Origin of the sequence: Siphonobacter sp. SORGH_AS_0500 (genome assembly GCF_002838835.1) — a bacterium.
In the GTDB taxonomy this organism is placed as follows: domain Bacteria; phylum Bacteroidota; class Bacteroidia; order Cytophagales; family Spirosomataceae; genus Siphonobacter.
The window spans coordinates 1-24,750 of record NZ_NHPP01000007.1; the positions used below are offsets into that span (position 1 = coordinate 1).

22 protein-coding genes and 1 pseudogene are annotated in these 24,750 nt (G+C 44.7%); 8 read left to right on the forward strand and 15 right to left on the reverse strand.

The window, feature by feature from the left end; genetic code table 11:
- Positions 1-44: 44 nt before the first annotated feature.
- From gcvT to BWI96_RS09405, 7 genes are all read right to left on the reverse strand, one after another.
- Complete coding sequence (gene gcvT / locus BWI96_RS09375; RefSeq protein WP_106636396.1) at positions 45-1,136, reverse strand: glycine cleavage system aminomethyltransferase GcvT; 1,092 nt, start codon at positions 1,134-1,136, stop codon at positions 45-47.
- A 91-nt stretch (positions 1,137-1,227) separates the two neighbouring features.
- Entirely contained in the window at positions 1,228-1,737 is a 510-nt protein-coding gene (locus tag BWI96_RS09380) for an HAD-IIIA family hydrolase (RefSeq protein ID WP_106636397.1), read from the reverse strand.
- Positions 1,738-1,952: 215 nt separating this feature from the next.
- Entirely contained in the window at positions 1,953-2,420 is a 468-nt protein-coding gene (locus tag BWI96_RS09385; protein ID WP_106636398.1) for a hypothetical protein, read from the reverse strand.
- A 131-nt stretch (positions 2,421-2,551) separates the two neighbouring features.
- Complete coding sequence (locus tag BWI96_RS09390; RefSeq protein WP_106636399.1) at positions 2,552-3,667, reverse strand: VCBS repeat-containing protein; 1,116 nt, start codon at positions 3,665-3,667, stop codon at positions 2,552-2,554.
- A 31-nt stretch (positions 3,668-3,698) separates the two neighbouring features.
- A complete protein-coding gene (locus BWI96_RS09395; protein WP_232793663.1) occupies positions 3,699-4,901 on the reverse strand; it encodes a glycoside hydrolase family 172 protein in 1,203 nt (400 codons plus the stop codon).
- Between the two features lie 76 nt (positions 4,902-4,977).
- Positions 4,978-6,585, reverse strand: coding sequence for a hypothetical protein (locus BWI96_RS09400; protein WP_106636401.1), 1,608 nt, complete (start codon positions 6,583-6,585; stop codon positions 4,978-4,980).
- Entirely contained in the window at positions 6,582-7,355 is a 774-nt protein-coding gene (locus BWI96_RS09405) for an RNA polymerase sigma factor (protein ID WP_106636402.1), read from the reverse strand. The genes BWI96_RS09400 and BWI96_RS09405 overlap by 4 nt, the downstream gene beginning before the upstream one ends.
- Before the next feature lie 89 nt (positions 7,356-7,444).
- On the opposite strand from BWI96_RS09405, the gene BWI96_RS09410 reads away from it, so the two are divergent.
- The gene (locus tag BWI96_RS09410; protein WP_106636403.1) at positions 7,445-8,044 is read left to right on the forward strand and encodes a PepSY-like domain-containing protein; all 600 of its coding nucleotides are present in this window, start codon (positions 7,445-7,447) and stop codon (positions 8,042-8,044) included.
- 57 nt (positions 8,045-8,101) lie between these two features.
- Entirely contained in the window at positions 8,102-8,254 is a 153-nt protein-coding gene (locus BWI96_RS21565) for a hypothetical protein (RefSeq protein ID WP_157830286.1), read from the forward strand.
- A 235-nt stretch (positions 8,255-8,489) separates the two neighbouring features.
- On the opposite strand, the gene BWI96_RS09415 is transcribed toward BWI96_RS21565, so the two are convergent.
- Positions 8,490-9,134 carry an NAD(P)-dependent oxidoreductase gene (locus BWI96_RS09415; RefSeq protein WP_106636404.1) on the reverse strand — a complete coding sequence of 215 codons (645 nt, stop codon included), beginning with the start codon at positions 9,132-9,134 and terminating at the stop codon, positions 8,490-8,492.
- Positions 9,135-9,400: 266 nt separating this feature from the next.
- Here BWI96_RS09415 and BWI96_RS09420 point away from each other — a divergent pair, with 266 nt between their 5' ends.
- Positions 9,401-9,649: a helix-turn-helix domain-containing protein gene (locus BWI96_RS09420; protein WP_232793681.1), complete on the forward strand. Its 249-nt coding sequence runs from the start codon at positions 9,401-9,403 to the stop codon at positions 9,647-9,649.
- A 58-nt stretch (positions 9,650-9,707) separates the two neighbouring features.
- Here the strand turns inward: BWI96_RS09420 and uvrB are convergent.
- Positions 9,708-11,722: pseudogene (gene uvrB / locus BWI96_RS09425) on the reverse strand (excinuclease ABC subunit UvrB).
- Between the two features lie 211 nt (positions 11,723-11,933).
- Here uvrB and BWI96_RS09430 point away from each other — a divergent pair.
- Positions 11,934-12,860 (forward strand): hypothetical protein, encoded by a 927-nt coding sequence (locus BWI96_RS09430; protein WP_157830287.1) that lies wholly within the window; start codon positions 11,934-11,936, stop codon positions 12,858-12,860.
- Positions 12,861-12,887: 27 nt separating this feature from the next.
- Here BWI96_RS09430 and BWI96_RS09435 read toward each other — a convergent pair whose 3' ends face one another.
- A complete protein-coding gene (locus BWI96_RS09435; RefSeq protein ID WP_106636407.1) occupies positions 12,888-13,880 on the reverse strand; it encodes an aspartate-semialdehyde dehydrogenase in 993 nt (330 codons plus the stop codon).
- Between the two features lie 321 nt (positions 13,881-14,201).
- On the reverse strand, positions 14,202-14,618 hold the full coding sequence (locus BWI96_RS09440) for a 5-formyltetrahydrofolate cyclo-ligase (protein ID WP_255400688.1): 417 nt from the start codon (positions 14,616-14,618) through the stop codon (positions 14,202-14,204).
- A 336-nt stretch (positions 14,619-14,954) separates the two neighbouring features.
- On the opposite strand from BWI96_RS09440, the gene BWI96_RS09445 reads away from it, so the two are divergent.
- Both BWI96_RS09445 and BWI96_RS09450 read left to right on the forward strand, forming a co-directional pair.
- A complete protein-coding gene (locus BWI96_RS09445) occupies positions 14,955-15,674 on the forward strand; it encodes an outer membrane beta-barrel protein (protein WP_106636409.1) in 720 nt (239 codons plus the stop codon).
- A gap of 153 nt (positions 15,675-15,827) precedes the next feature.
- Positions 15,828-16,745, forward strand: a complete 918-nt coding sequence (locus BWI96_RS09450) for a DUF2167 domain-containing protein (protein ID WP_106636410.1) — start codon at positions 15,828-15,830, stop codon at positions 16,743-16,745.
- A gap of 81 nt (positions 16,746-16,826) precedes the next feature.
- Here BWI96_RS09450 and BWI96_RS09455 read toward each other — a convergent pair whose 3' ends face one another.
- The 3 genes from BWI96_RS09455 to BWI96_RS09465 form a co-directional block, all read right to left on the reverse strand.
- Complete coding sequence (locus tag BWI96_RS09455; protein WP_106636411.1) at positions 16,827-17,462, reverse strand: thioredoxin family protein; 636 nt, start codon at positions 17,460-17,462, stop codon at positions 16,827-16,829.
- Positions 17,463-17,689: 227 nt separating this feature from the next.
- Entirely contained in the window at positions 17,690-19,177 is a 1,488-nt protein-coding gene (locus tag BWI96_RS09460) for an amino acid permease (RefSeq protein ID WP_106636412.1), read from the reverse strand.
- 150 nt (positions 19,178-19,327) lie between these two features.
- A complete protein-coding gene (locus BWI96_RS09465; protein WP_106636413.1) occupies positions 19,328-20,098 on the reverse strand; it encodes a TerC family protein in 771 nt (256 codons plus the stop codon).
- Between the two features lie 270 nt (positions 20,099-20,368).
- Here BWI96_RS09465 and BWI96_RS09470 point away from each other — a divergent pair, with 270 nt between their 5' ends.
- Both BWI96_RS09470 and rdgB read left to right on the forward strand, forming a co-directional pair.
- Positions 20,369-22,480, forward strand: a complete 2,112-nt coding sequence (locus BWI96_RS09470; protein ID WP_106636414.1) for a thioredoxin family protein — start codon at positions 20,369-20,371, stop codon at positions 22,478-22,480.
- 358 nt (positions 22,481-22,838) lie between these two features.
- Positions 22,839-23,411 (forward strand): RdgB/HAM1 family non-canonical purine NTP pyrophosphatase, encoded by a 573-nt coding sequence (rdgB, locus tag BWI96_RS09475; RefSeq protein WP_106636415.1) that lies wholly within the window; start codon positions 22,839-22,841, stop codon positions 23,409-23,411.
- A 165-nt stretch (positions 23,412-23,576) separates the two neighbouring features.
- Here the strand turns inward: rdgB and BWI96_RS09480 are convergent, their stop codons facing one another.
- Positions 23,577-24,536 carry an MlaD family protein gene (locus BWI96_RS09480; protein ID WP_106636416.1) on the reverse strand — a complete coding sequence of 320 codons (960 nt, stop codon included), beginning with the start codon at positions 24,534-24,536 and terminating at the stop codon, positions 23,577-23,579.
- Positions 24,537-24,750: the final 214 nt, after the last annotated feature.

Consider the following 24,750-nt stretch of genomic DNA (forward strand, 5'->3'; position numbering starts at 1 on the left):
TACTGATTTTAAGATCGGTAGCCGCTTTTTTATGGTAAGGTATGTTATTTCAGAAAAGGCAGTTTCACTACTACCGCTTTCAGGTACTTGTTACGAATGTTAATGTAAATCTCAGAACCTACTTTGCTGTATTCGGCCTGAACATAACCCATACCGATACCCTTGTTCAAACTGGGTGACTGCGTTCCAGAAGTTACTTCACCGATGATTTGTCCGGCAGCCGTCATGATTTCATAATGCTGACGGGGAATGCCACGGTCAATCATTTCAAAACCAACCAGCTTACGGGTAACGCCGTTTTCTTTCAGCTTTTTGTGGAAATCGCTGTACGTGAATTCTTTATTGAATTTCGTAATCCAGCCTAAGCCTGCTTCAATGGGCGATGTCGTATCGTCAATATCATTACCGTATAAGCAATAACCCATTTCGGTACGTAAGGTATCACGAGCACCCAGGCCTACGGGAACGATGTTAAACTCCGCTCCGGCTTCCATGATCGCGTCCCACATGGCTTTGGCCTGATGATTGGGTACGTATACTTCCATTCCACCCGCTCCGGTATAACCCGTTGTAGCAATCAGAATATCGTCAAAACCAGCCACGGTTCCTTCCTTGAAAGAATAGTAAGGCATTTCTTCCAGATTCAGGTCGGTTAGCTTTTGCATAGTCGCTACGCCTTTAGGTCCCTGAACGGCAAAAAGTGAATAGTCGTCTGATACGTTTTCCAGCTCAACGCCTTCAATGATGAATTTTTGTAACCAATTCCAGTCTTTCTCAATGTTGGAAGCATTAACTACCACAAAGTAATCGTTTTCGCTGCGACGGTAAATCAGCAAATCGTCCACGATACCACCCATTTCGTTGGTCAGACAGGAATACTGCACTTTTCCGTCGTACAGAGCCGCTACATCATTCGTCGTGACGCTTTGTAAAAACTCAAGAGCTTTTTCGCCCTTCACGCGGAATTCTCCCATGTGAGAAACATCAAAAATACCCACCGAGTTACGAACGGCGTGGTGTTCCTGGATTAATCCGGTATAAGAAACGGGCATTTCAAAGCCAGCAAAAGGAACAATTTTTGCTCCCAGAGCTACGTGTACGTCGTGTAACTGAACTTGACGAAGTGAATCTGACATGTACAAAAGGATCTATTGTAGGAACAGCAAAAATAGTGGAAAAATAAGCTTTCCCACCAGTAAATGCGTTCTTACTCAAAAAGGAATCCAATTAACCTACCAATAAGGCAGAGGCTTCCCATAGATTGGTCCGTAAAGCTTCGGCTTTAGACTGAGTACCAGGGCTGGCGATGCGAATGGTGCGAACGCCCGCTTTTTTGCCCGCCTGCACGTCTCGCTCCTGATCTCCAATCATCCAGGATTGAGTCGGATCAATCCGGTGCTTAGCCATCGCCTTCTCGATCATCAGTGAATCGGGCTTGCGTAACAAAGAATTCGTATCAAAATCGGGGTGATGAGGACAGAAATACAAATCGTCTATGACATTACCGCACTTTTCCTGCAAGAATTCGTGGCATTTCACCACATCCTCTTTTTTATATAACCCTTTGGCAATTCCTGCCTGATTAGTAATCACAATGAGCATGTAGCCAGCCTCCTTCAAAAGCCGTAAGGCTTGCACCGTCTCGTCGGTAATGATCAGATCATCCGTGCAATATAAATACCCCGGACTATCTTGATTTAATACACCGTCCCGGTCCAGAAAAATGCATTTGTTCATAAGGTTCCTTGCTTGTAGGTTCTAGTGATGAGGCCACACGAATAGTATTATGCAAATAATTATTTGCATATAATGCTAATATAGGGATTGAAATGAATCGGTCGAACTTTGTTTTTAAAAAATTTTCTTAAAAAAAAGCCTGCCACCTTTAGCAGGTAACAGGCTTCTTCACAGAAAGTAAACGCTTTTCCAAGAGCGTTCTTTATTTCTATACATTATCCTTCATTACCCAGAGACAGACGGTTCCAGGGAATACGGCTAAGCATGAGGATCAAAGCAATACCGAAGAAGATCAATGAGCTTTTATGCTTTACCGCGTCAGAGGTCGCTTTTTTGGCTTTGCTATACCCTACGTGCACCAATGCAATGGCAACAATCATGACAAAAATGTGCTCAACTGCGAAATAACGGATCGTCGTATCCTTCATCGGGTTGATCCCTTCAATCTGGAATGCTTTGATGCCATATAAAGGACTCAGAACAAAGTACAGGATTAATCCTACCAATAACTGGACATCGCAGGAAATCATAAAGAACAGACCTGTTTTGCGATCGGCATCGGTATACAGACTATGAGAGGATAGGCCACGTGCTGCCCGAATTAATGCCAGAACAGCCAGTACCAACACTACCCAGCGGAGCCAGGAGTGAATGGTAAGAAAGGCGGGGTAAAGAGATTCCATTTCGTTTGCTTCGTTAAAATAGTAGGCTCACGGGAAAGGATGAGCTGGAATGTTCGTTAATGAGCAGGCAAACAAACAGCCCAGCCGTTAAATCACCAAATACCCAAAGCGATTAAAATGAAAAATGTTGCTCATCGCTCGTTCCAGAAAATGCTCAGCCCGTCTTTTCCCGCAGTAATTAGTTCGGGATAACCGTCTTTATCTAAATCCTGTACAACCATATAAATCCCGGTTCCTTTGGTTTCTCCGGCGGGTCCATAGGTAATGATGTTTTTTTCAAATTTCTGACCGTTCCACGTGAAGTAATACATTCCGTAGGAGTCAGCTGCTCCGGCATCATTGTCATTATGAGCCCGGTAACGCTTGCCTGTAATTAGCTCTGGTTTTCCATCCCCATCAATGTCCCGCCAATGCATTTCGTGATACTGGGAGTTCTCCGTATCTATGGTTCGTTTCTCCCAGACAATCCGATTGCCGTCTTTTTTATGTTCATACCAGAACAAACCGTAATCGTGAGCCTGCCCAGCAATGAGGTCGTTTTTTCCATCCCCATTCACATCGACTACCAAAATCGGGATGCTTGCCTGGCCTAAATTCAGTTCATCGTGAAAAATCCAGGGCTCCTCAAAGGGTTTTTCGGGTGCCTCTAGCCAGCCATCAGCCAACACAAAGTCGCCCCGGCCATCGCCGTTCACATCGCCAAAACCCAGACCATGCCCCTGGATGGGATGTAAAGTGTAAGCCTTGAATGTTCCTTTTTTTCCCTTTTCGAGGCGGTATACTCGCAACGGATTATTAGGCGTATTAGGGACAATTTCGGGCACGCCATCACCGTCGATATCCCAAGCTCGGGTGGTTTCTACATTTCCACAACTGTCAATGACATGCTCAGGCCATTCCTTGGAAGAATGGCCGGGATTCTCACGCCAGCGAACGGTATTTCCCCACCAGCCGCCAGTGATAAAATCCATTCGACCGTCTCGATTTACATCCAATGGAATGGTTGAAAAATCATCGTAATATTCCCCCTGAGCTTTTACCTCTCCTATCCGATGCCGTTTTTTGAAATTCGGTCCTTCATACCACCAGGCACCCGAAACCAGATCTGGTTTTTTATCTCCATTTACATCAAATACCCCCACCGACTCGTAGCGTTCGTCGCTGATTTTCTGCTGGCGAAATTTTCCTTTGTCAGGATATGCCACCATTACGACAAGCACAAGCAGGCCTCCATAAATGGTTTTCATAATTGAATTAGTTGGTGAATCAAATACGCTGCTAGTTAACCTCCAGGCTATCTTTTCCGGGAAGTGTCGGGAAAGCTGCGTGTGGTTCTGTTTGATACCAAAAAATCGTACTGGCTACATCCGAACGTTGTTGCAGGTAACGTCCTTCACTTCGCCAGCCCAGATCCTGAATGGTTACTTTCAGGTCTTTTTCAAAACGAATAGGGTCTAGTAAGTGCCAGCGGTAGAGTCCGAATCGTTGCTGAGAACGATACGTCCCGTCAGGGCGGATTACCTGCGGTAAGCCCGCGTAAGGCGTAGAAAATTCTACGTATTTTCCTCCCCTGTCAAAATTATAACTGCCGCAGAAGTAATCTTCCGTTCCTGTGCCCGCAATGGTAGGATAGTCTTTGTCACCATCCATAAAGAACTTTATCTCCCCTTCTCCCCACCAACCCGTATTATGTACACCCCAGGCCAGGTACGTTCCAACGTAATGGCCTTTTCCCTTGATGCCGTCAACAAGGGTAATAGCCTGCTTAGGATCATGACCATTGGCTCTGCGAAATTGAGCATGGAAATAAGCCGCATCTTCGGGTACTTCAGTCAAAGTATAGTCAACCTGATAATACAGCCGCATTTCGTGCTCGTCGAGGTTCTCCATTGTAATGCGACATTTTTTTCGAAATGGCATGGGCCAATAACAATTGAAAGCACTACCGGGATTTACGGTAACAGCCAAAGAATTCAATGGAGCGTATTCGCCCCAACCCATTCCAAAGAAATCTCCTACGGGTACCTCAACCGAGGGCGTTTTTTCACCATCCCAATAAAATCGAAGAATGCTGTATCGCCAGTTACCCGTTGGTGTCATCCAGATGTGCTGAATTTGCCCGGAACCCGAGATTTCGGCCAGCGTAAAGGTTTGCTTTGGTTTTATTTTTATAAAAGGATTTACTTTCCAGCCCTTCCCCAAATCGCGGGCTTCCCGACGAGCATTAGACTGATTCTCCCGATGATCAGAAGTATCGGCCATACCGCCTTTGCCGCGTTCTCCCGTAAAATTTTCCGGACTGATGGAGCGGGTTTGGGCATTGGAAAGACGGTAAATATTGGAAAGCCCTACATCAAGGCCATTCCAGGGTTTGGTTTGAGCGTGCGAAGAAAGGAAGCTCAGCATCAGGCTTCCGAGTAATACGTATTTCATAGTGGTAATTAGAAAGAGGTTACGAGCGAAAGATCGGAATTCCCCCACTTTTATTAAGGTAAATTCACAAAAAGAGCCCTCTGAAAAACAGAGGGCTCACGGCTATATTCACAAAAACCTATTTTCAGAATTGATATAGGGCTCTGATTCGCAAACCAGCGGGGGCTTTTTCCTGCCGGAAAGAGCATTCTTTCAGATTTGGAGCCAGGTACGTTTCAGCCTGCACGACCAAATGATTCCATTGCTTTTCAATTCCCACACCCGCATTCACGTTATTGAAAACAGAAGCTTGCCAGGGTTTGGCAATCACTTGATCTCTAATGGGGTTATTATTCCATTTTTCGAGGTCAAACTTAAATTTCTCTTCTACTTTCAGATCAAACGTTGTTCCCGCCGAAGCATAGAATGTCCAGGATTTTTGCAATGGGACCCGATAATTCACGGCTACGGGCATTCGAACGACCTCTGCTTCCGTAGAAATATTTTTGACCACAAAAATCGGAATGGGTGGAATATGAGGAACATATCGTCTCTTGAAATCAAATCGATTTCGTTCCATAAATACCCGCTCGTCTTTATACTGCTGACCCTGAATGACTCCTTTACTCAACCCTAATGAAAGTCCCCAGTGCTTGCCGAAATTTACCCCCGCTACTAAGGATTTTCCAACGTAATTTTTTTCAAGATCCAAACCAACTCCCGCCCGAGCATTAATGCTATTCTCTTTGGGTAGACGAATTTTAGGAGCTTTCGCTACTTTTTCGGAAGTTGCAGTGGAAGAAGAAGAGCCCGCCGCCCAATTGTAGAACTTACGTTTGACCGGAATTTTGGCGAACGCTGGCACCCCACCCGGAAAAGCTTCAAAGGATAGTTTGGGGGCTAATGTTTTAGTAGTAACGGCTGATAAAACTTCAACGGCTGATCGATTCTGAGCCTCTACCAAACTAGCGTTTAGCTCCTCCGAAGACGTTTCTCCAACTGCTCGTTTCTTCGAGTTACCTGAATGGCTACGCTTATCTTTAGGACTAGCAAAACGTTCATTACTGAACTGATTAGAGCCAGCCCTGACGCTTTTACGTTCCTTAATAAGCTCTTGATTGCTATAGCGAGGTTCAGTATCTGACTCTTTAATAACCCGTTCTTCCGTTACATTACCCTTTACTTCCGTAGAAATAGTACCTTTCCTAATTACTGAAGGCCGATCTTCAGCAATCGCGACAGATTCATTTTTCTCAGCTTCTATGATTGGACGTTGTGATTTTTGTACGAGAGCACTTCGCTTTTTAGTTGAAGTAACAGCTTCCGTTTTTTCCAACTTGTCAATCACCAATGCTTCTTCTGCCGGATGATTTTCCACTGAAGAACCCGATGGAGTTAGTTTCTCAACGGAAGGATGAGGTAAAGTTGATTCATTCGAAGGGGTTTGAAGAGTATAAGATTCGGGTACTCGCGTTTGAGCGGCTTGCTGCTTTACTTCCTGCTGCAATTGGGCAACCGTCTGTTTTAACTCTTTATTCTGCTGATATTGAATAATGTTGGTAATAATCAAGACGGAAGCTACCAAACCGGAAGCTCCGTAGCCAACCCATTTGGCTCCGGTTTTGGCCCACCACGAGACGGGCATCTGCTGCTTGGAAAAAGCCTGGAATGCAGACCAATCCTTTTCTTCGAAAGGAGGCTCAATCCCTTCCAACTTTCGTCGGATGGCTTCATTGAAACGATCCGTTTTCATGGCAAAGACGTATTCCCCCAGTTTTTTTGTACCACATCAGGATAGGATTCCATAACCATTTGCTGAAGAATCACGCGGGCTCGGGCAAAGTGTGAGCGTACGGTTCCTTCCTTTACATTTAGCTGATCAGCAATTTCCCGTAACTGATACCCATCCACGACGTGCATGAGAAAAATAGATCGGTAAATGGGACGTAACTGCTGAACCAGTTCTAATATTTCTTCTGCGGAAATCTGATCCACAATTCCTTCGTCCAAAGCCGGTTCAGTGATGGCTTCAAAACCAATTTCACTATGAAATTTCTGATTTTTACGGAAATGACTAATCGCAGAATTAACCATTATCGTACGTAACCAAGCCTTGAAAGGTAATTGTGTATCGTAATTAGGCAGGCTTTTAAATACCTTAAAGAACCCCTCATTTAAAATCTCTTCCGCCTCTTCCACATTTGAAGAATACCTCAGACAAATACTTTTGGCATAACTGAAAAACTGCTGGAAAAGCACCCGCTGGGCCCGCTGGTCTTCCAACAAGCAGGCCTGAATGACCCCTTCGAGGTCATCATCAGAAAAGGATGATTTTTCCGGAAAAACAAAATGATCGTGGTTAAGGTCCTTTGTTATGCCTTTACGCAGCCCTAGCCCCTGGCGTTGCAGTCCACCACAAACTTTTTTACTGTCCTTACCCAAGCTGCTACTAAACTGTGGCGATTCGTCTGCTAATATATCTGATTGACAGATGATTACTCTCTTGTCTGATTTAATTTTCATTAAAAAAATAAATCTATTTCGAGGCTTTGCAACGCAGTTCCGAAAACCTGCGTATTCGCTATCAAACACATTTTACCCCATAATAACTTATGAAAAACTATTGGATTGCTTTAGTAATACTGATCGGGACTTGCCTGATGAGTTGTAATCGTGAAGACCTAGCGACGTCAACGGAAGAAGCGGCGGAAGTGATGACACTTTCAGCTGCCCGGGTTGCCGTTGCTGCGGACTCGGTTACCAAACAGAAATGCAAAGGAAAACTAACGGCAGTTGATATTTCGACTTTGTCTTCAGCTATTACCACATACATTCAGCAGACTTACCCAACCGCAACGATTAAACTGGCCGCCAGCGACGAAAAAGGTAATCTGATTGTGGGTATTACAGTAGATAATAAGCCCAAAGCATTACTATTTACTGCTGCGGGAGTCTTCGTTCAGGAATTAAGTCATTACCAGAAGCAGGCGAAACTTACGGAAGTGGCTCTGGCTGATTTACCCACCAGCATTACTACTTATATCACTGCCCATTACGCCGGTGCTACGCTTGAGAAAGCAGGTAAAAATGCGGATGGCGTCTATTTCGTAGCCATTAAAAGTGGTAACTCTATCAAAGTATTACGTTTTGACGCAAGCGGAACTTTCGTGGAAGAACTCGCGAAAGAAGCTCGTCCGAAGAAACGTCATTAATAGTTACCCGGTAGAGAACCTACCGGGGTTTTTCATTCACGCATAACTCCCGCTCTCATGGAATCATTACTGGAAAGCAAACCCAAGGCAACCAAAGAACAGACTCAAGACTGGAAGGAAGCCGAAAATTCAACGTTACCCCTTTCGGAGTGGCTGATTGAAATGGTAGTAATGAGTATGACTATTCTCATAGCATACGCTATTCTGTAGAGCGGTGGAGGCATCAAAAAGAAACCCCACGCTCCTAAAAGGAATGTGGGGTTAATGTAGATCATGTGACTCCACCGCCTTGGTGTCACGTTACTAAATATGTACCTTATAAGACTCAAGTCGCCACTTGTCCTTATTGTCAATTCAAAGGTAACGTGACTTTAGTGACTGCGAAGGCTTCTTCGATGGACTGTAGATTTCAGGCTTTATTTGGGTAATAACCTTGTATTTCCTGTTAGTATCCAATCGTAAAGCGTTTTTGTACAAATTGTGGTTTTTCTAATTCATCCACAATAGCTACAGCCAGGTCTTCTACTGAGATTCGGCTTTTGCCTTTTTCATCGAAAACGGGGCTTTCCAATTCCGTACGATATTTTCCTGTACGTTCGCCAGGAACGAGTTCGATGGCTGGGCTTAGAAACGTCCAGTCAATCGTTGATTCTTTTTTAATTACATTCAGAAAGTCACGGGCAGAAGTAGCTCCGGCTTTCCATTCTGCGGGAAATTGAGGCGTATCTACTAATTGCACTCCTGGAGCAGCATACAAACTTCCGGCCCCTCCCACAACGATCAGACGCGAAACGCCCGCTTCTTTCGTTCCGTCCAGGATGGCTTGTGATCCTTTGAGAAAATCCTCGTACAGGTTTGGGTTAGTCCAGCCCGCGTTGTAAGAACTCACAACGGCATCATGACCTGCTACCAGTGATTTTACTTCTTCTTTGGTCTGAACATCACCCGCTTTCACCGTTAGAAATTCAGACGTATTCGTGATTTTATCGGTATTCCGAGCGATGGCCGTTACTTCATGACCGCGGTTTAAAGCTTCGTTTAAAACGGCAGTTCCTACAAATCCAGTAGCTCCAATGAGTGCAATTTTCATTTTATTAGTTATTTTTGTTTCCTTGGTTACTTTTAATAACTCAAAAGTAAATCAATGGTTTAAGCCTTACAAGAAGGCATTTTTCGATAACTAAGGCACATGGAAGTAACTATTGTTGATACTCAGGAAAATCCGGTTCAGGAAAAATAGAAAAAATTTTCAGTAACACCGATGGACTCGGCGTCTGCCCCGTTCGTGGCATTCTTGACCGGATTGGGGATAAGTGGTCATTCCTAACGATTATCCATTTAGGCAATGCCGGAACGCTGCGTTTTAATGAATTAAAGGCTCAGATTGGTGACGTTTCCCAACGAATGCTGACCGTTACCTTGAGAAGTCTGGAAGAAGACGGGCTGGTTCAACGGCAGGTGTATGCCGAAGTTCCACCTCGGGTAGAATATCAGTTGACTGCTTTAGGTAAAAGCCTGCTGCAACGAATGATTGACCTCGCCGAATGGGCCAATATGTACAAGGCAGAGATTGTGAAGGCTCGGCAGAAATACTCGGAGAACTAGTCTATCAAAAAATGCCCGAAAGTTTTAGAACTTTCGGGCAGCAATAGGCTACCAATAACTACAACATCTTCTTCAAACTCAGCATTTCATCCCGAAGCTTGGCAGCATTCATAAAGTCGAGTTCTTTAGCGGCCTGCTCCATTTCTTTCTGCACCTGTTTGATGCGTTCGTTAATAGCATCTTTATCCATATAGGCCATCACAGGGTCGGCAGCCAGCGAGATCTCCTGAGGTTCCACATAATAATTTCGAGAGGGCTTACCCATGACATCCGCAATGCTGGTTTGTTCCAGAATTACGTCTTTCGATTTACGTACCGTTCTCGGAGTTATCCCATTATCGGCGTTATACTCCATTTGTAAGGCCCGGCGACGAGCCGTTTCACTAATGGCTTTTTCCATGGATCCCGTAATGCGGTCGGCGTACATCAATACCTTACCGCGATCATTCCGGGCTGCCCGACCAATCGTCTGAATCAGTGAACGAATATCCCGCAGGAACCCTTCTTTATCAGCATCCATAATCGCAACCAGCGAAACTTCAGGTAAATCCAAGCCTTCCCGAAGGAGGTTAACCCCCACCAGTACATCAAAGATACCCAAACGTAACTCCCGCAAAATTTCGACCCGTTCGAGCGTTTTTACTTCCGAGTGAATATACCGGCACTTCACACCTACCCGATCCAGGTACTTGGAAAGCTCTTCGGCCATTCGCTTGGTCAGAGTGGTTACCAGCACCCGCTCCTCGCGTTTAATGCGATCGTGAATTTCATCCAGTAAATCATCAATCTGGTTAATGCTGGGGCGAACTTCAATTTCCGGATCTAATAGACCCGTTGGGCGAATGATTTGTTCAACAACAACCCCTTCGCTCCGGCGTAATTCATAATCAGCGGGCGTAGCAGAAACGTAGAGCGTTTGTAAGGCCATACTTTCGAATTCCTGGAAAGTCAAAGGACGGTTATCCAGAGCACTAGGTAAGCGGAACCCATAATCAACCAGGGCTTCCTTACGCGAACGGTCACCGCCCCACATCGCCCGAATCTGCGGAACGGTTACGTGACTTTCGTCAATCACCATGAGGTAATCTTCGGGGAAAAAGTCCAGCAGGCAGAAAGGTCGCTGGCCGGGTAATCGGTTATCAAAATAACGGGAATAGTTCTCAATACCCGAGCAATACCCTAACTCCCGCATCATTTCCATGTCGAATTCCGTCCGTTGCTTAATTCGGTCGGCTTCCTGCAAACGCAGTTCTTTTTCGAAAATTTGATCTGTTCCACCAGATCATCCTGAATTTCGTGCATGGCCCGGGCCAGCGTATCGCGACCCGTTACAAACAGATTGGCCGGGAAAATGGCTACGCGGTTTTCTTCGCCAATCTTCTTACCCGATGCCGGATCAATCCGATGAATGGCTTCTATTTCATCCCCAAAAAAGATGAAACGATACCCAAACTCTGCATAGGGTAAGTGAACATCAACGGTGTCCCCTTTCACCCGGAACGTTCCCCGGGCGAAATCGGCTTCCGTTCTCGAATATAAAATCTCAACCAGGCGATACAGGAACTGGTTTCGAGAGTATAACTCTCCGACCCCCACCCGCATAATGCTCTTACGGAATTCGTCGGGGTTACCCATACCGTAGATACACGAAACCGAAGCCACCACAATCACATCCCGCCGACCAGACATCAACGCTGAAGTGGCTGAAAGTCGAAGTTTGTCGATTTCCTGATTAATGGCAAGATCTTTCTCGATGTACGTATTCGTCGTGGCGATATACGCCTCGGGCTGGTAGTAATCGTAGTAACTAATGAAGTACTCGACGGCGTTATTGGGGAAGAACTGCTTGAACTCACCGTACAATTGAGCCGCCAGCGTTTTGTTATGGCTGAGAATCAGCGTCGGACGATTAATTTCTTTAATAACATTAGCTACCGTAAAGGTTTTACCCGAGCCGGTTACCCCCAGCAAGACCTGAGCCGGTTCATTTCGGTTAATTCCTTCAACGAGCTGCTGAATGGCTTTGGGCTGGTCGCCCGTGGGCTGATATTCAGAGGTTAATTCAAAATTCATGGCGTTCGGTTCAGCTTCTTTACACAAAAAAATCGAAAGGACAATCAGCCCTTTTCGAATGAGTGAAACTACTAAAAAATGGTCAGAAAGATACGATTCGGGCCATCCAGACATTAACGCTTAAAAAAGCCTTTCCATTCCAACTTTTTGAAAAAACTTGGGGTCTTTCGCGTAGTTGATGTAATCCATTATTTACCCTGCACCTATCCTTATGAAATGCCTTTATTACTTCTGCTTTTTCTGTATTGTGACGGTATATTTGACTAGCTGCCAAACGGTACGTAATTACCGACTCGGAGCTGGACTTCATGCTCATGATCTGATTTATCAACCTAAACCCTTCGCTCCTAAAGACAGCGGTGTTCATTCAGCGTGGTATGTGGGTGGCGTTTATACCGTGGGCGATGGTTACAATAGAGCTACTAACGCATCAAAAAATGGCTATAAATTTGGGTTAGCACAAGTAAGCAGAGCTCATAGCTGGAGAAATGCAAGTATCTCTTACGGAACTTTTGGCTTTATTGGAACGTATGCCATTGGTCCTTATACCTTTTCAGAATACGATACCACGAGTCATACATCTAGCCCCAGCTATGGGAGATTATTCAGTCAATACGCGGGAACGTATCACTTTTACGGTTGGGGCATGAGGGGTAGTGCTCACCTAAATGCATGTATTGGCGGGGGAAAACATGTCAATTGGCGGTACCTAGGAATTGAATGGGCTTACAGTCAGGAATATGGCTCATTGTATGATATTCGCCAGAAAATACCTAACAAGACCATTTATCACTCTCGTTACGTAGGCTTAGGCTCAAGAGAATATACGGATAACTGGATCGTTGCTTCTTCCCGAGGGTTAACAACGCTGGCTTTATCGAGTGAATTGGTTTTCAATCATTTCCCCGACAACGAAGGAGCTATGATTCTAAAAGCTACCTGGGGAAAAACCATTACGAAAGATTATACCGGCCCTCAATGGTTTAATACTTCAAATATCATGCTGGCCTTTCAGGTTGAAAGGCATTTGGCATCTTGTACAATAGGTAACAACGCCCGAAAGCCCGCTATCCAGTTCGGTTATATTTATCGACTAGGAGAATTTCGAACAAAGAAAAAGCGAGCCAGTAATTACTAGCCCGCTCTTTCTTCATTAGTAATAACTTTATACTAACTCATTTGTATTCAGATATTCAGCGATCTGAACGGCGTTCGTGGCTGCTCCTTTACGCAGGTTGTCAGCTACGATCCATAAGTTCAGGGTGTTCGGCTGAGATTCGTCCCGACGGATGCGACCCACGAAGGTTTCATCTTTGCCGTGAGCCGTTAATGGCATCGGATATACCTGATTTTTTGGATCATCCTGAACCACTACACCGGGAGCTTTTTCCAGAATGGCCCGTACTTCTTCCAGATCGAAGTCGTTTTCAAATTCGATGTTAACTGCCTCTGAGTGACCACCAATCGTAGGAATACGTACCGTAGTAGCCGTTACCGCGATGGTTTCATCCCCCATGATTTTCTTGGTTTCATTCACCATTTTCATTTCCTCTTTCGTATAGCCGTTATCCAGGAATACGTCGATGTGAGGAAGTACGTTCAGGTCGATGGGGTGAGGATATACTTTTTTCACCGTATCATCGCCTTTACGCTCGGCAAATAACTGGTCAACCGCCGCTTTACCCGTACCTGTTACAGACTGATATGTCGAAACGACTACGCGTTTGATTTTATATTGCTGATGCAGCGGGTTCAACACCACCACCATCTGAATCGTTGAACAGTTGGGGTTTGCAATGATTTTATCTTCTTTCGTCAGCGTGTGAGCGTTGATTTCGGGTACTACGAGTTTTTTCGTAGGGTCCATCCGCCAGGCTGAAGAGTTATCAATTACAAAAATGCCTGCTTCTGCAAACTTGGGAGCCAGCTCCAGAGAAGTGCTACCGCCCGCTGAGAAAATGGCGATTGCTGGTTTAGCAACAATGGCATCTTCAAAACTAACTACGGTATATTCCTGTCCCTTGAAGCTTACTTTTTTACCCACAGAACGCTCAGAAGCGACCGGAATGAGTTCGGTGATGGGGAAGTTACGTTCTTCCAATACTTTTAACATCTCACCACCCACGAGGCCGGTGGCTCCAACTACAGCAACTTTCATTGTTTTGTAACGAAGAAATTATAGTGAATAAATAGACTCTTGTTTTCGTAATATGCTCATATTCAACAGCAATTTTCGTACCAGTGTTGAGGTATGGCCATAAAAAAATTCGTCACCGTGAAGGAGAGAAAACCGACAAAACAATTCTGGCAAACGAGGGTCGAGGCCCCGCTCACTCCGAATGTTCTATTTAATTTTCTTTGTGTTCACTGTGACGAATTGTCGAATTGGCCGCAAAGTAAGGGGTTTCTCGGCGATTGAAAAACAGTTACCCCGTTTTTTTATTTTTCTTTTGAAAAGTATTCCCAAACAAAGGCTAGCTCAGTGCATAAAATGCCAAATCTCCTGCGGAGTAATGCAGGCCGTTAAAGGCACATCATCTGAGGTAATATCCGTAATGAGTGGTACCGGCTCGAAAAATGAAACGCCAATCTTCTGGACCTCCTGCCGACAACGGGATAAAAACCGATCGTAAAAGCCCATGCCGTACCCTACCCGATTTCCAGCCAGATCGAAAGCCATTAATGGAATCAGGACTGCATCAATTTCAGCATCCGCAATTTCCATTGAAGTCCCCGGGACGGGCTCAGGAATTCCCCATTGGTTTTCCACAATTTCAGTAGTTGCGGTTAGTAAATAGTGGGTTAACCGTCGTGTCTCTGGATTAGAACGTGAAACCACTATATTGATTTGTGGATAACTCTCTTGAACCTTGTGGATAACTTCATACATATCCACCTCTCTCTTCTTTCGAATGGGCAAAAAACGTGTAAGGTGTGAATAGAGGTTACCAGTGACGAAAGAATTAAATGTTGAGCAATCGCCTGACTGTGGATAACTAGTTCCTCATCGGTTAATCCCTGCCGTTTCTGACGGAATTCTTTTCGTAGTTCTGCTTTAGTCATAACGCTGTTTTTCGGTCTCAAGCCATTCTTATCTGCGATTTCAACCTTTCTTCCCGCTTATTGACCATTACTACTGATATCATTCACCTTCTTCCAGGCTTGCACATCTGCTAATTGAATTCGAAAGTAAAGAATTCCTGTTAAAAGAACCTTCTAAATAGACATAGCCATGAAACGCTCCTTAATTGCCATCGCCGCTTTATCCACCCTTACTTCGGTAGCTTTTGGACAAGCCCCTGCGGATACGTTACCCACCTTACCTACCAAACCAGTTAAGGTATTAAGCTGGATTCCTGCTGTTACCCACGGTATGGATTTCTCTTTCGGACTCAATGCTCTGAACGTGAAAAACTCAAATGGCATCTCAGGCTATGACCTTCGTCCACTGGGAAGTCGCTTCGTATCCATCGGTTCTTCTCACCGTTTTCGCTTATACAAAGGCAACAAAGCCGCCTTCGCGTTGAAAACGGGCGTGGAAGTTAGTTGGAATAACTTCATGTTTCAGGAAAACAACGTAGTTAATGCGGCCAATGGACAGGTTACTTTCCCCGAAGCGGGTCGTCCTCTACAGAAAAGTAAATTAACTGCCGCTTACCTTAATATTCCAGTAATGCCCACAGTAGTGTTCCGCGAAGGAGTGGTTTCTCAGGTTAGTTTCGGGGGTTATGCGGGTATGAGACTGGACAGTTACACGAAAATCAAAGATCAGGATGGTAACAAAAGTCGCGATCATGGTCGCTTTTACATGAATAACATACGTTACGGCGTAGCTCTTGACATTGCCTTCCGCAAAGCGGGTTCCTTCTTTGTTCAATATGATTTAAATAATGTTTTCCAAACCAATAAAGGTCCCGAAATGAGTGCAATTAATTTTGGAATTCGTTTATAATATAGTTCCATACTTCCCTCTTAATCGGGCTTTTAAAAGCGATAAATCGTTGCTTTTAAAAGCCCGATTAACATTTAAATTAATTCGTAATATTTATATATTTACAAAGTCCATAATCAATTAAAATATTAATCTCCACAACTAACCTTGTCCATGAGAAAATTATTCCTTTTCCTATCTTTATTACTATTCGCGTTATCATCTCTTCAAGCTCAAAATCTAGATAGCCTAAAGCTTGAACATGAAAAAATTGAAAAATCTCTTCGCTATCAGACTGGTGTTATTAAGCTGGAAGAAGGCAATGCTACACTCACGGTTCCGGCAGGCTTTCAATTTCTCGACAAGAAACAAAGCCAGTATGTCTTAACGGACTTATGGGGTAATCCAGCCAATGAATCTATTCTGGGATTACTTGTTCCTGTCAATCACGGTGTCTTAGGAGAAAAAAGCTGGGTCTTTACCATTAGCTATGATGCTATGGGTTATGTCAAAGACGATGATGCCCAGGACATCGATTACGATGATCTTTTAAAAGAACAACAGGAAGAAATTAACGAGGCTAATCCTGAAAGAATTAAGCAGGGTTATCCCCCATTAGAGTTAGTTAAATGGGCTTCTGTACCTTATTATGATAGTAATAAAAAAGTACTTCACTGGGCTAAGGAATTGAAATTTGGAGATAGTGATGAACATACGTTAAACTATAATCTTCGAATTTTAGGAAGAAAAGGAATTTTCATGCTTAATGCTGTTGCATCTATGAGCGAACTTCCTGAAGTAAAAGCAAATATCGACAAAGTTTTAGGCAGTATTACTTTTAATCCCGGCAGTACATACGCTGACTATCTTCCCGATGTGGATAATGTTGCGGCCTGGACCATTGGAAGTTTGGTAGCAGGTAAGATTCTGACTAAAGTAGGATTCCTAGCACTGATATTGAAGTTTTGGAAAGCCATCATCGTAGCTATTGCTGCGGGCTGGGGAGTTATAAAGAGATTCTTCTTAGGTCGTAAAAAAGAAGAACTGGTTCCAGAAATTGAAGAAGATCCGACCTCTTCAACTGAAGCTTAGTTACAACCACTTTACTAGTTAAATAAAAGAGCTCGGTAGGACCGAGCTCTTTTATTTAACTAGTAAATCTATTCTTCGTTATCATTCCTTCCACTGAATCGCACAACCCACCGATTTGGTTACGTTCAACATGACGGGTTTACCCTGAATGAGGTTATTAACGGCATCTTCTACATATCTCCGGGTTACGCCAGAGGGGTCCTGTGAATTATCATCCAGAGCACCCATGTACTGAACGGTAAATTTATCGCCTTCCCGAACCAGAATATAAACCTGAGGCGTACGACTCGCTCCAAAGTTTTTTGCTACTTTCTGGGTATCATCAAACAGATACGGAAAGGGGTAACGCTTGGCATTGGCTCTTACCTTCATGTTTTCATAGGAATCTTCTTCATAAGCCGAAGGATCATTGGGATTAATGGCCAATACCGGAAAACCCTGCGATTTGTACTTGGCGTCCAGAGCAATAATGCGGTCTTCATAGGCTTTCGCGTAGGGGCAGTGATTCGTTGTGAATACCACAATGACTCCTTTGCTGGCCCTAAATTCAGACAGACCCAACATTCGGCCATCTACATTTTTCAGCACGAAATTGGCAACGGTTTCTCCAATATTATATCCCCGCTGATCAGTCGGATGATCGGCAGCCTTCAGCGTACTCCAGGCTAGCAGACCTATCCAGAGGCAGAGGCAGGTTCTATAAATTCTCGTATTCATAGTAGTCGGTAATAATTTTTGAGCTTTGTACTTCCCGGATTAGATAAGACGGCTCTGGCGGATTTATTTTTCTTTCACAAGATTATTCCTCAATCGGTTAATAACGAATACTCATGAATATTTATTTATTACCTGCCGTAAAACTATATGATTATCAAAGACAAATATAAAAGGGCGGCTCTGCATCCAGAGCGCCCTTTAAGGTATATCATAGCTGTAAGAAGTGCTTATTCTTCACCAGCTCCGGGACGTTGAAGTTTACTTCGACGAACGCTATAACCAAAATAGATCACCAGACCCAGGGCCATCCATACGATCAGACGAAGCCAGTTTTCCTGACCTAGTCCATAGATCATTAACAGACAGGTAACTGCACCCAAAATAGGCACTACGGGTGAGAAAGGTGTTCTAAAGGGACGAGGTACATTCGGATCCGTTTTACGCATGATTACCACGCCGAGTGATACCAGAACGAAGGCGAATAATGTACCAATACTGGTCATATCACCTACCACGTCACCAGGAACGAAGGCAGCGAAAATACCTACGAAAACGAAAAACAACATGTTCGAACGGTAAGGCGTGCGGAATTTAGGGTGTAACTGGCTGAATACTTTAGGTACCAGACCATCGTTTGCCATAGAATAGAACACCCGAGACTGACCTAACAACATCACCAGAATTACGGATGAGAAACCTGCCAAAATAGCCACGGTGATCAAAGTGCCTAACCACTGGTAATCGTGCATATATTTCTGAATGGCATACACCACCGATGCTTCTTTACCTGCCGTACGGAATTCCGTATAGTTAGCAATTCCCGTTAATACGTGACCAAAAAGAATATAAAGAATGGTACAAATCACGAGCGAAACGAGGATACCAATCGGCATGTCACGGCTAGGATTTTTCGCTTCCTGAGCTGCGGTTGAAACGGCATCAAAACCAATGAAAGCGAAGAATACGGTACCTGCACCGCCCACAATTCCCCAGAACCCACCAAAGTCTCGGGTTACACCTGCGGAATCAGTCACTCGCGTTGCTTCAGGAATGTAAGGCATGTGGTTGGCAGGGTTAATGTACTGCCAGCCCAGAGCAATAAAGAGAACGACGATCGCTACTTTCAGTACAACGATAACTGCATTAACGGTCGCTGATTCCTGAACGCCACGGATTAACAACAAGGTTATACAGAAGAGAATAAATACGGCCGGAATATTCATAATTCCATGCGTACCCAACTCTGAAACCTGAAAGGGTGAATGACACCACTGATAAGGGATCTCAGTCCCAAAGATCGTGGCCAGAAGCTTGTTCAGATATTCGGACCAGGCAATGGAAACCGTTGCAGCACCCAAAGCGTACTCTAATACTAAATCCCAACCAATGGTCCAGGCTACAAACTCACCCATAGTTGCATACGAATACGTATAAGCAGAACCCGCGATGGGGATCATGGAAGCAAATTCAGCGTAGCATAAACCAGCCAGGGCACAACCCACAGCGGCCAGAATGAAAGAAATCGTTACAGAAGGACCGGCACTATCAGCAGCGGCGGCAGCCGTACGTACGAAAAGACCCGCCCCGATGATCGCTCCAATTCCCAGAGCAATCAGGTTTCCAGCGGTAAGTGTTCGTTTTAATGAGCCTTCACCTGTGGCTTCCGCCTCGTTTAGTAACTGTTTCAGGGGCTTCTTTACCCAAATGTTCGCCATACAAATGTTCCGTTAGGAGTAAAATTTAAAATGTTGTCTAGGTTATCAATGAAGCGGCAAAATATTATTCTTCAAATATGCAAAAAAACAGAGCGTTACCGCAAACGTGTCTGCTTTTTTAACTGAAGCTATTCAAGAAATGAAACTGGATCAATCTTCTGTTATATGCCGTTTCGGGACATTGAAAAGAAGTGACCCTAAAACGGGCACGACAAAAAGAACGACCGTTGCAATGGATACGTACAAGTCCGCTTCTTCGCCCTCCAGAAACGTACAAATGGCGGTTTCCTTGAAGAAATGACACGCCGCGGAAGACATGAGCTTCAATCCTAAAAGCCCAATGACCAGAAAAGCAACTCCTTCCAGAAAAGGAAATTTCTCCATGAGTTTCACGAAAGACTGAGCCACAAAACGCATCGCCAGAATTCCGATGAAGACGCCTGTGCAGATCAGATAGATATTATCGGTGAAAGCAACGGCGGCAAAAACGTTGTCAATGGAAAAGGCCAGATCCATCACTTCGACCAGAGCAACGGTTGCCCAGAACTTGCCAAGCAAACCAATGGTATTCCGGTAAAACCAGGAATCTTTTTTCTGGATTTCGTGCTCTTCTTCGGGCTGAGAGCCTTTGAAAAAGTAGCTGAAACAGAGATACAGCAGATAAATTCCGCCGATGGGTTTTAGCCACCAGATTTTTACGAGCCAGGTAGCCGCCAGCAGACAAAGCCCCCGAAATAAGTAAGCACCAATAATACCGTATTTCAGAGCTTTATTACGCTGTTCAGGCGATAGGTCCATGACCATCGTAGCCAATACAGCGGCGTTATCTACGGACAGTAAACTTTCAATCAGGATCAAATTCAGGATAACAAAGCCGGCGGCTTCCAGGTCATTCCCGAGTATTTGGTGTAGAAAATCCATTCTGATTTATCAAAGAAAATTGGGAGAGTGTAGGCCCATACCCAGCAAATTTAAGGCATGGAGGGCTAAAAGCTTCATTTTAATGCGATCCTCCGGCAATTATTTACTATAAATCGTTGGATAAGCAGGATTAACACACTTCCTTTTCAAAAACTAAACTATCCTGATTTATTTTGCGTTGCCGACTAATATCAGTGCATAGATGACGCAGGACGGAGGAATCTGCTCATTGGTTTTCCCCATTCATCGTCCTCGACTCATTCAACATTCATGAAAAAGTTACTAGTATTATCTCTCTGGGTATGGACGGCCATCGCGGCTCAGGCCCAGGTGGTCAAGCCTTACGCCCTGAAGTTCTCCCTTTCCAAAAACGAAGTTAAGGTGGGCGAAACGGTAGACGTGATTGTAGAAGTTGATGTAAACAGCGGATGGCATATCTTCTCTCCCGATCAGGATCCCGATGTGGGACCTCTGCCAACGGTAATCAAGTTGAAGAAAAGTGATGCGTACGAAACCGTAGGCAAATTCCGCACGACGAGTAAGCCCATTGAAAAAATGGACGAAATCTTCGACGGGAAAGTTCGCTTTTTTGAAGGGAAGCCTGCCTTTCGCCAGACCGTCAAGATTCTGAAAGAAGGAGCTAAAATTGAAGGAAACATTGGCGGTCAGGTTTGCCAGGACGATGGCTTATGCATTCCCATTAATGATGGTGATTTTAATCTCACCAAACTGAAAGTAATTGCGGCGGCAACGCCCGTTACGGAAGCTCCCAAAACCGAAGAAGCAAAAACGCCCGCTGTAACCAGCACGCCTGCTGATACGGCCAACTCCACAGTAGTTGCACCAACCACGGAAGATACGGATACTATAGCGACGGGATCGGCACCAGCAACGGAGGCCGCTGTAACTCCAGAAGAGGCTAAAGATCAGAAAAGTGGGGTTGGCTTCGGCGATGTTGTATTAGCCTTTCTAGCGGGGTTAGCGGCAGTAGCAATGCCCTGCGTCTATCCTATGATTCCGATGACGGTGGCCATGTTTACTAAACGCGTCGATTCGCGGATGGAAGGCATGACGAAAGCCCTGTTCTACGGTGTTTCGATCATTCTGATTTTCGCTTTTTTCGGAACGCTGATTTCCGCCGTCTTTGGTAGCGGATTTGTGAATTTTATCAGTACGCACTGGATTCCCAACGTATTTATTTTCCTGATTTTCGTTCTCTTTTCCCTGTCGTTCCTCGGAGCTTTCGAGCTGAATTTACCCAGTGCCTTTGTGAATAAAGTAGACGCTCAGGCCGATAAAGGTGGTTGGGGTGGTATTTTCTTTATGGCTTTTGCTCAGGCTCTGGTTTCATTCTCGTGTACGGCTCCGATTGTGGGTACAGCAGCCATTCTGGCGGCCAAAGGCAGTATCTGGGATTCGGCTTTACTAAACATCAGTTTCGGTACGGCCTTCGCCTTACCTTTCGTGATTGCAGCCTTTATTCCGAGCTTTTTGAAAACCATGCCTAAGTCGGGTGGCTGGCTAAACACGTTGAAAGTTCAGTTAGGTTTTCTGGAGTTAGCTATTGCGTTAAAATTCCTGAGTGTTCCCGATCAAACCTATCACTGGGGCTTACTGAACCGTGAAGTATATCTCTCCCTCTGGATTGTCATTTTTGCTCTGATGGGCTTCAATCTATTGGGCAAAGTATTAATGTCTCATGATAGCCCGGTAGATCGCGTTTCGATTCCCCGTACGTTGTTCGCCATTGTAATTTTCTCCTTTGTGGTCTATCTGATTCCCGGCTTATTCGGAGCTCCGCTAAAACCACTTTCGGGTTTATTACCTCCCGAAACTTCGCAGGAATTTAACCTGCATCACAATGCTCCTACTGCACAACAGGGAACAGGCAGCACCTTACCGGCGGGACGGAAGTACGCCGATTTTCTGAAGTTACCCCACGGACTGGAAGGTTTCTTTGATTACAAAGAGGGCATTGCTTATGCAAAGCAGGTGGGCAAACCTGTCTTTATTGACTTTACGGGTCACGGTTGCGTGAATTGCCGGAAGATGGAAGAAACGGTTTGGAGTCAGCCGGAAGTACTGAAACGTTTACGCGAAGATTACATCATCATTTCGCTGTACGTGGATGACAAAACCGAGCTTCCCGAAAGTGAACATTACGTTTCGAAAGTGGACGGCAAACCCAAAACCGCCATCGGCGATCAGAACCTGGACTTTGAAATTTCAAAGTATAACTTCAACGCCCAGCCCCTATACGTGTTAATCGACCCAGATAATGATGCAACACCACTGGTAAAAGCGGTTGCTTACGAGCCTAATGTGGAGAAGTTTATCAGCTATCTCGACGAAGGAAAAGCAAAGTTCAGTCAGCAGAAGTAATGACAAAAAGCCATCCTGTTAACAGGATGGCTTTTTTCTTTCTGGAGTAATGAAGCCAGACTTGGGGCCAAATTCAAACCCCAAGTCTGGCTTCCATAGCGAAACGAAGGAACTTATCGGGAATTGAACATAACTCGCCTTCTTCAGACTCCGCTTACATTCACAAGTAAGGTCTTTCTCTTTGTTCAAGATGACAGCTTAAACTTGTGCCCTAAAGTCTAACGAACGTAAATTTTAGCCAGCCCTTTATGTTTCTTTAATGACAGCCGATTTACCTTTGAATCTAAAAAGAAGGTTTCGAGAACCATTAGGAGTGCGTAACGCTCAACTCAAAACCCAAAACTCTAAACGCAGAAAGATGCAACTAGTCGTCGCAACCAATAACCGTCATAAGCTGGACGAAATTCAGACTTTTTTAGGCTCTAGCTTTGAATTAAAAACGTTAGCTGATATTGATTGTACCGAAGAACTTCCCGAAACCGGACGGACGCTGGAAGCCAATTCACTCCAAAAAACCAAGTACCTCGCTGATTACTACAATGTTGATTGTTTCGGCGATGATACCGGACTAGAGATTACGGCTTTGAATGGCGAACCCGGTGTGGACTCCGCTTTTTATTCGGGTTCACGGGATGCTCAGGCGAATATGCAGAAGGTATTAACTCAGTTGGAAGGAGTTACTGATCGCTCAGCTCGTTTTCGTACGGTTATCACGCTGATTATTCAAGAAGAGATTTATCAGTTTGAAGGAATCGTGGAAGGAACCATACTAGAGGCTCCCCGTGGCGATCACGGCTTTGGATACGACCCTATTTTTCAGCCCGAAGGTTTTGATCGTAGTTTTGGTGAAATGACCATGGAAGAAAAAAACGCCATCAACCACCGCACCCGAGCAGTCACGAAAATGGTAGAGTTTTTGACGACTGTCTAAGGATCTCTTTAAGTATCGCTGCCAGCTTTTTCGCTGGCAGCATTATAGGCTTGACTCAAAATTAGTTTACCCCTTGCTTGCGGTTATTTCATAAAAAAGCTGCCAGCTTTTCTGCTGGCAGCGACCTTCTAAAGACTATTCTATTAACTACAGATCAACTAACAACTATTTCTCCCCATTCCCCAGCGTATCGCCAGCGGCTTTTTTGCCTTTCTTCCCTCCTCCAAAAACAGAGAAATGAACGTAACGTTTGGGTTGCTGGCGAAGGTCAACGAGCAGTTTATCCAAATCCCGAATCGACTGATTCATGTTGGTGTATAACTGATCATCCTTCAATAGTTTTCCAGCGGTTCCCTGACCTTCTTTCAACGCCTGTAACATGGCCTGTAATTCAGCTACGGTCTGGTTCGCTTTTGCTACGGTCTGACCTAAACGAAGGGCATTCAGCGAATCCGTGAAGGTATTTGCCTTGGCCATAATGGGCTTAATGCTTTTTTCCGTTTCCACCAGTTGAGCAGATAACTTACTCAGGTTGGTAGTAATACCCGTCAGGTTTTTGCGGTTTTCATTGATCGTAGCCCGCAGAGCCAGCCCGGTTTCATCCACATTAGCCAGTAACTGATTCAGCACGTCGCCCGTTTGCTTGAAACGAGAAACGACTACATTCAGATTACGAATCAGTGAATCCGCATCAGTCATAATGGGCAAAGCTTTATCCTGTAAAGCCGCCGTTAAGCCCGCCTGTTTATTTCCTTTAAGTGTATCGCCAGCAGCGATGGCCGAGCCTTTGCCAATTTGCAATTGAATTACTTTCCCCCCAATGAGCCCGTTATCACCTAACAGAGCTACTGTGTTGGTAGTGAGGGGAATATCTTGGTCCAGCGTGAGGGTTACCAGAATTTTATTATTATGTTCCGTGAGAATACGGGTTTCTTTAACTCGACCTACCGCTACGCCATTGAGCATAATCTGATTGGAGGAGGTTAGTCCATCTACACTATCATACAGCACATAATAATCTCGGGAACTGGAAAACAGATCGGACCCTTTCAGAAAGTTGAATCCGAAGTACAAGACAAGCCCTGAAACCAGGGTCATTATTCCAACTTTTATTTCTTTTGACATGGCTTTTCAAACGTTCATTGAACAATAGTCAGTACTCAGGCAGAAGGTATTGGTATGCGATACTGACTATTTAGACAGAAAACTCCCAAAAGTAGCCCATAACCGGGAAATTGCAGAATAGGATTCTAAAAACACTGAGCCAGACCTTAGGATTTGGCAAGCTTAGGTTTCCGGTGTACCTTTGTCTTTCTGTGTCAGTTAGGCCTTTTCTGGA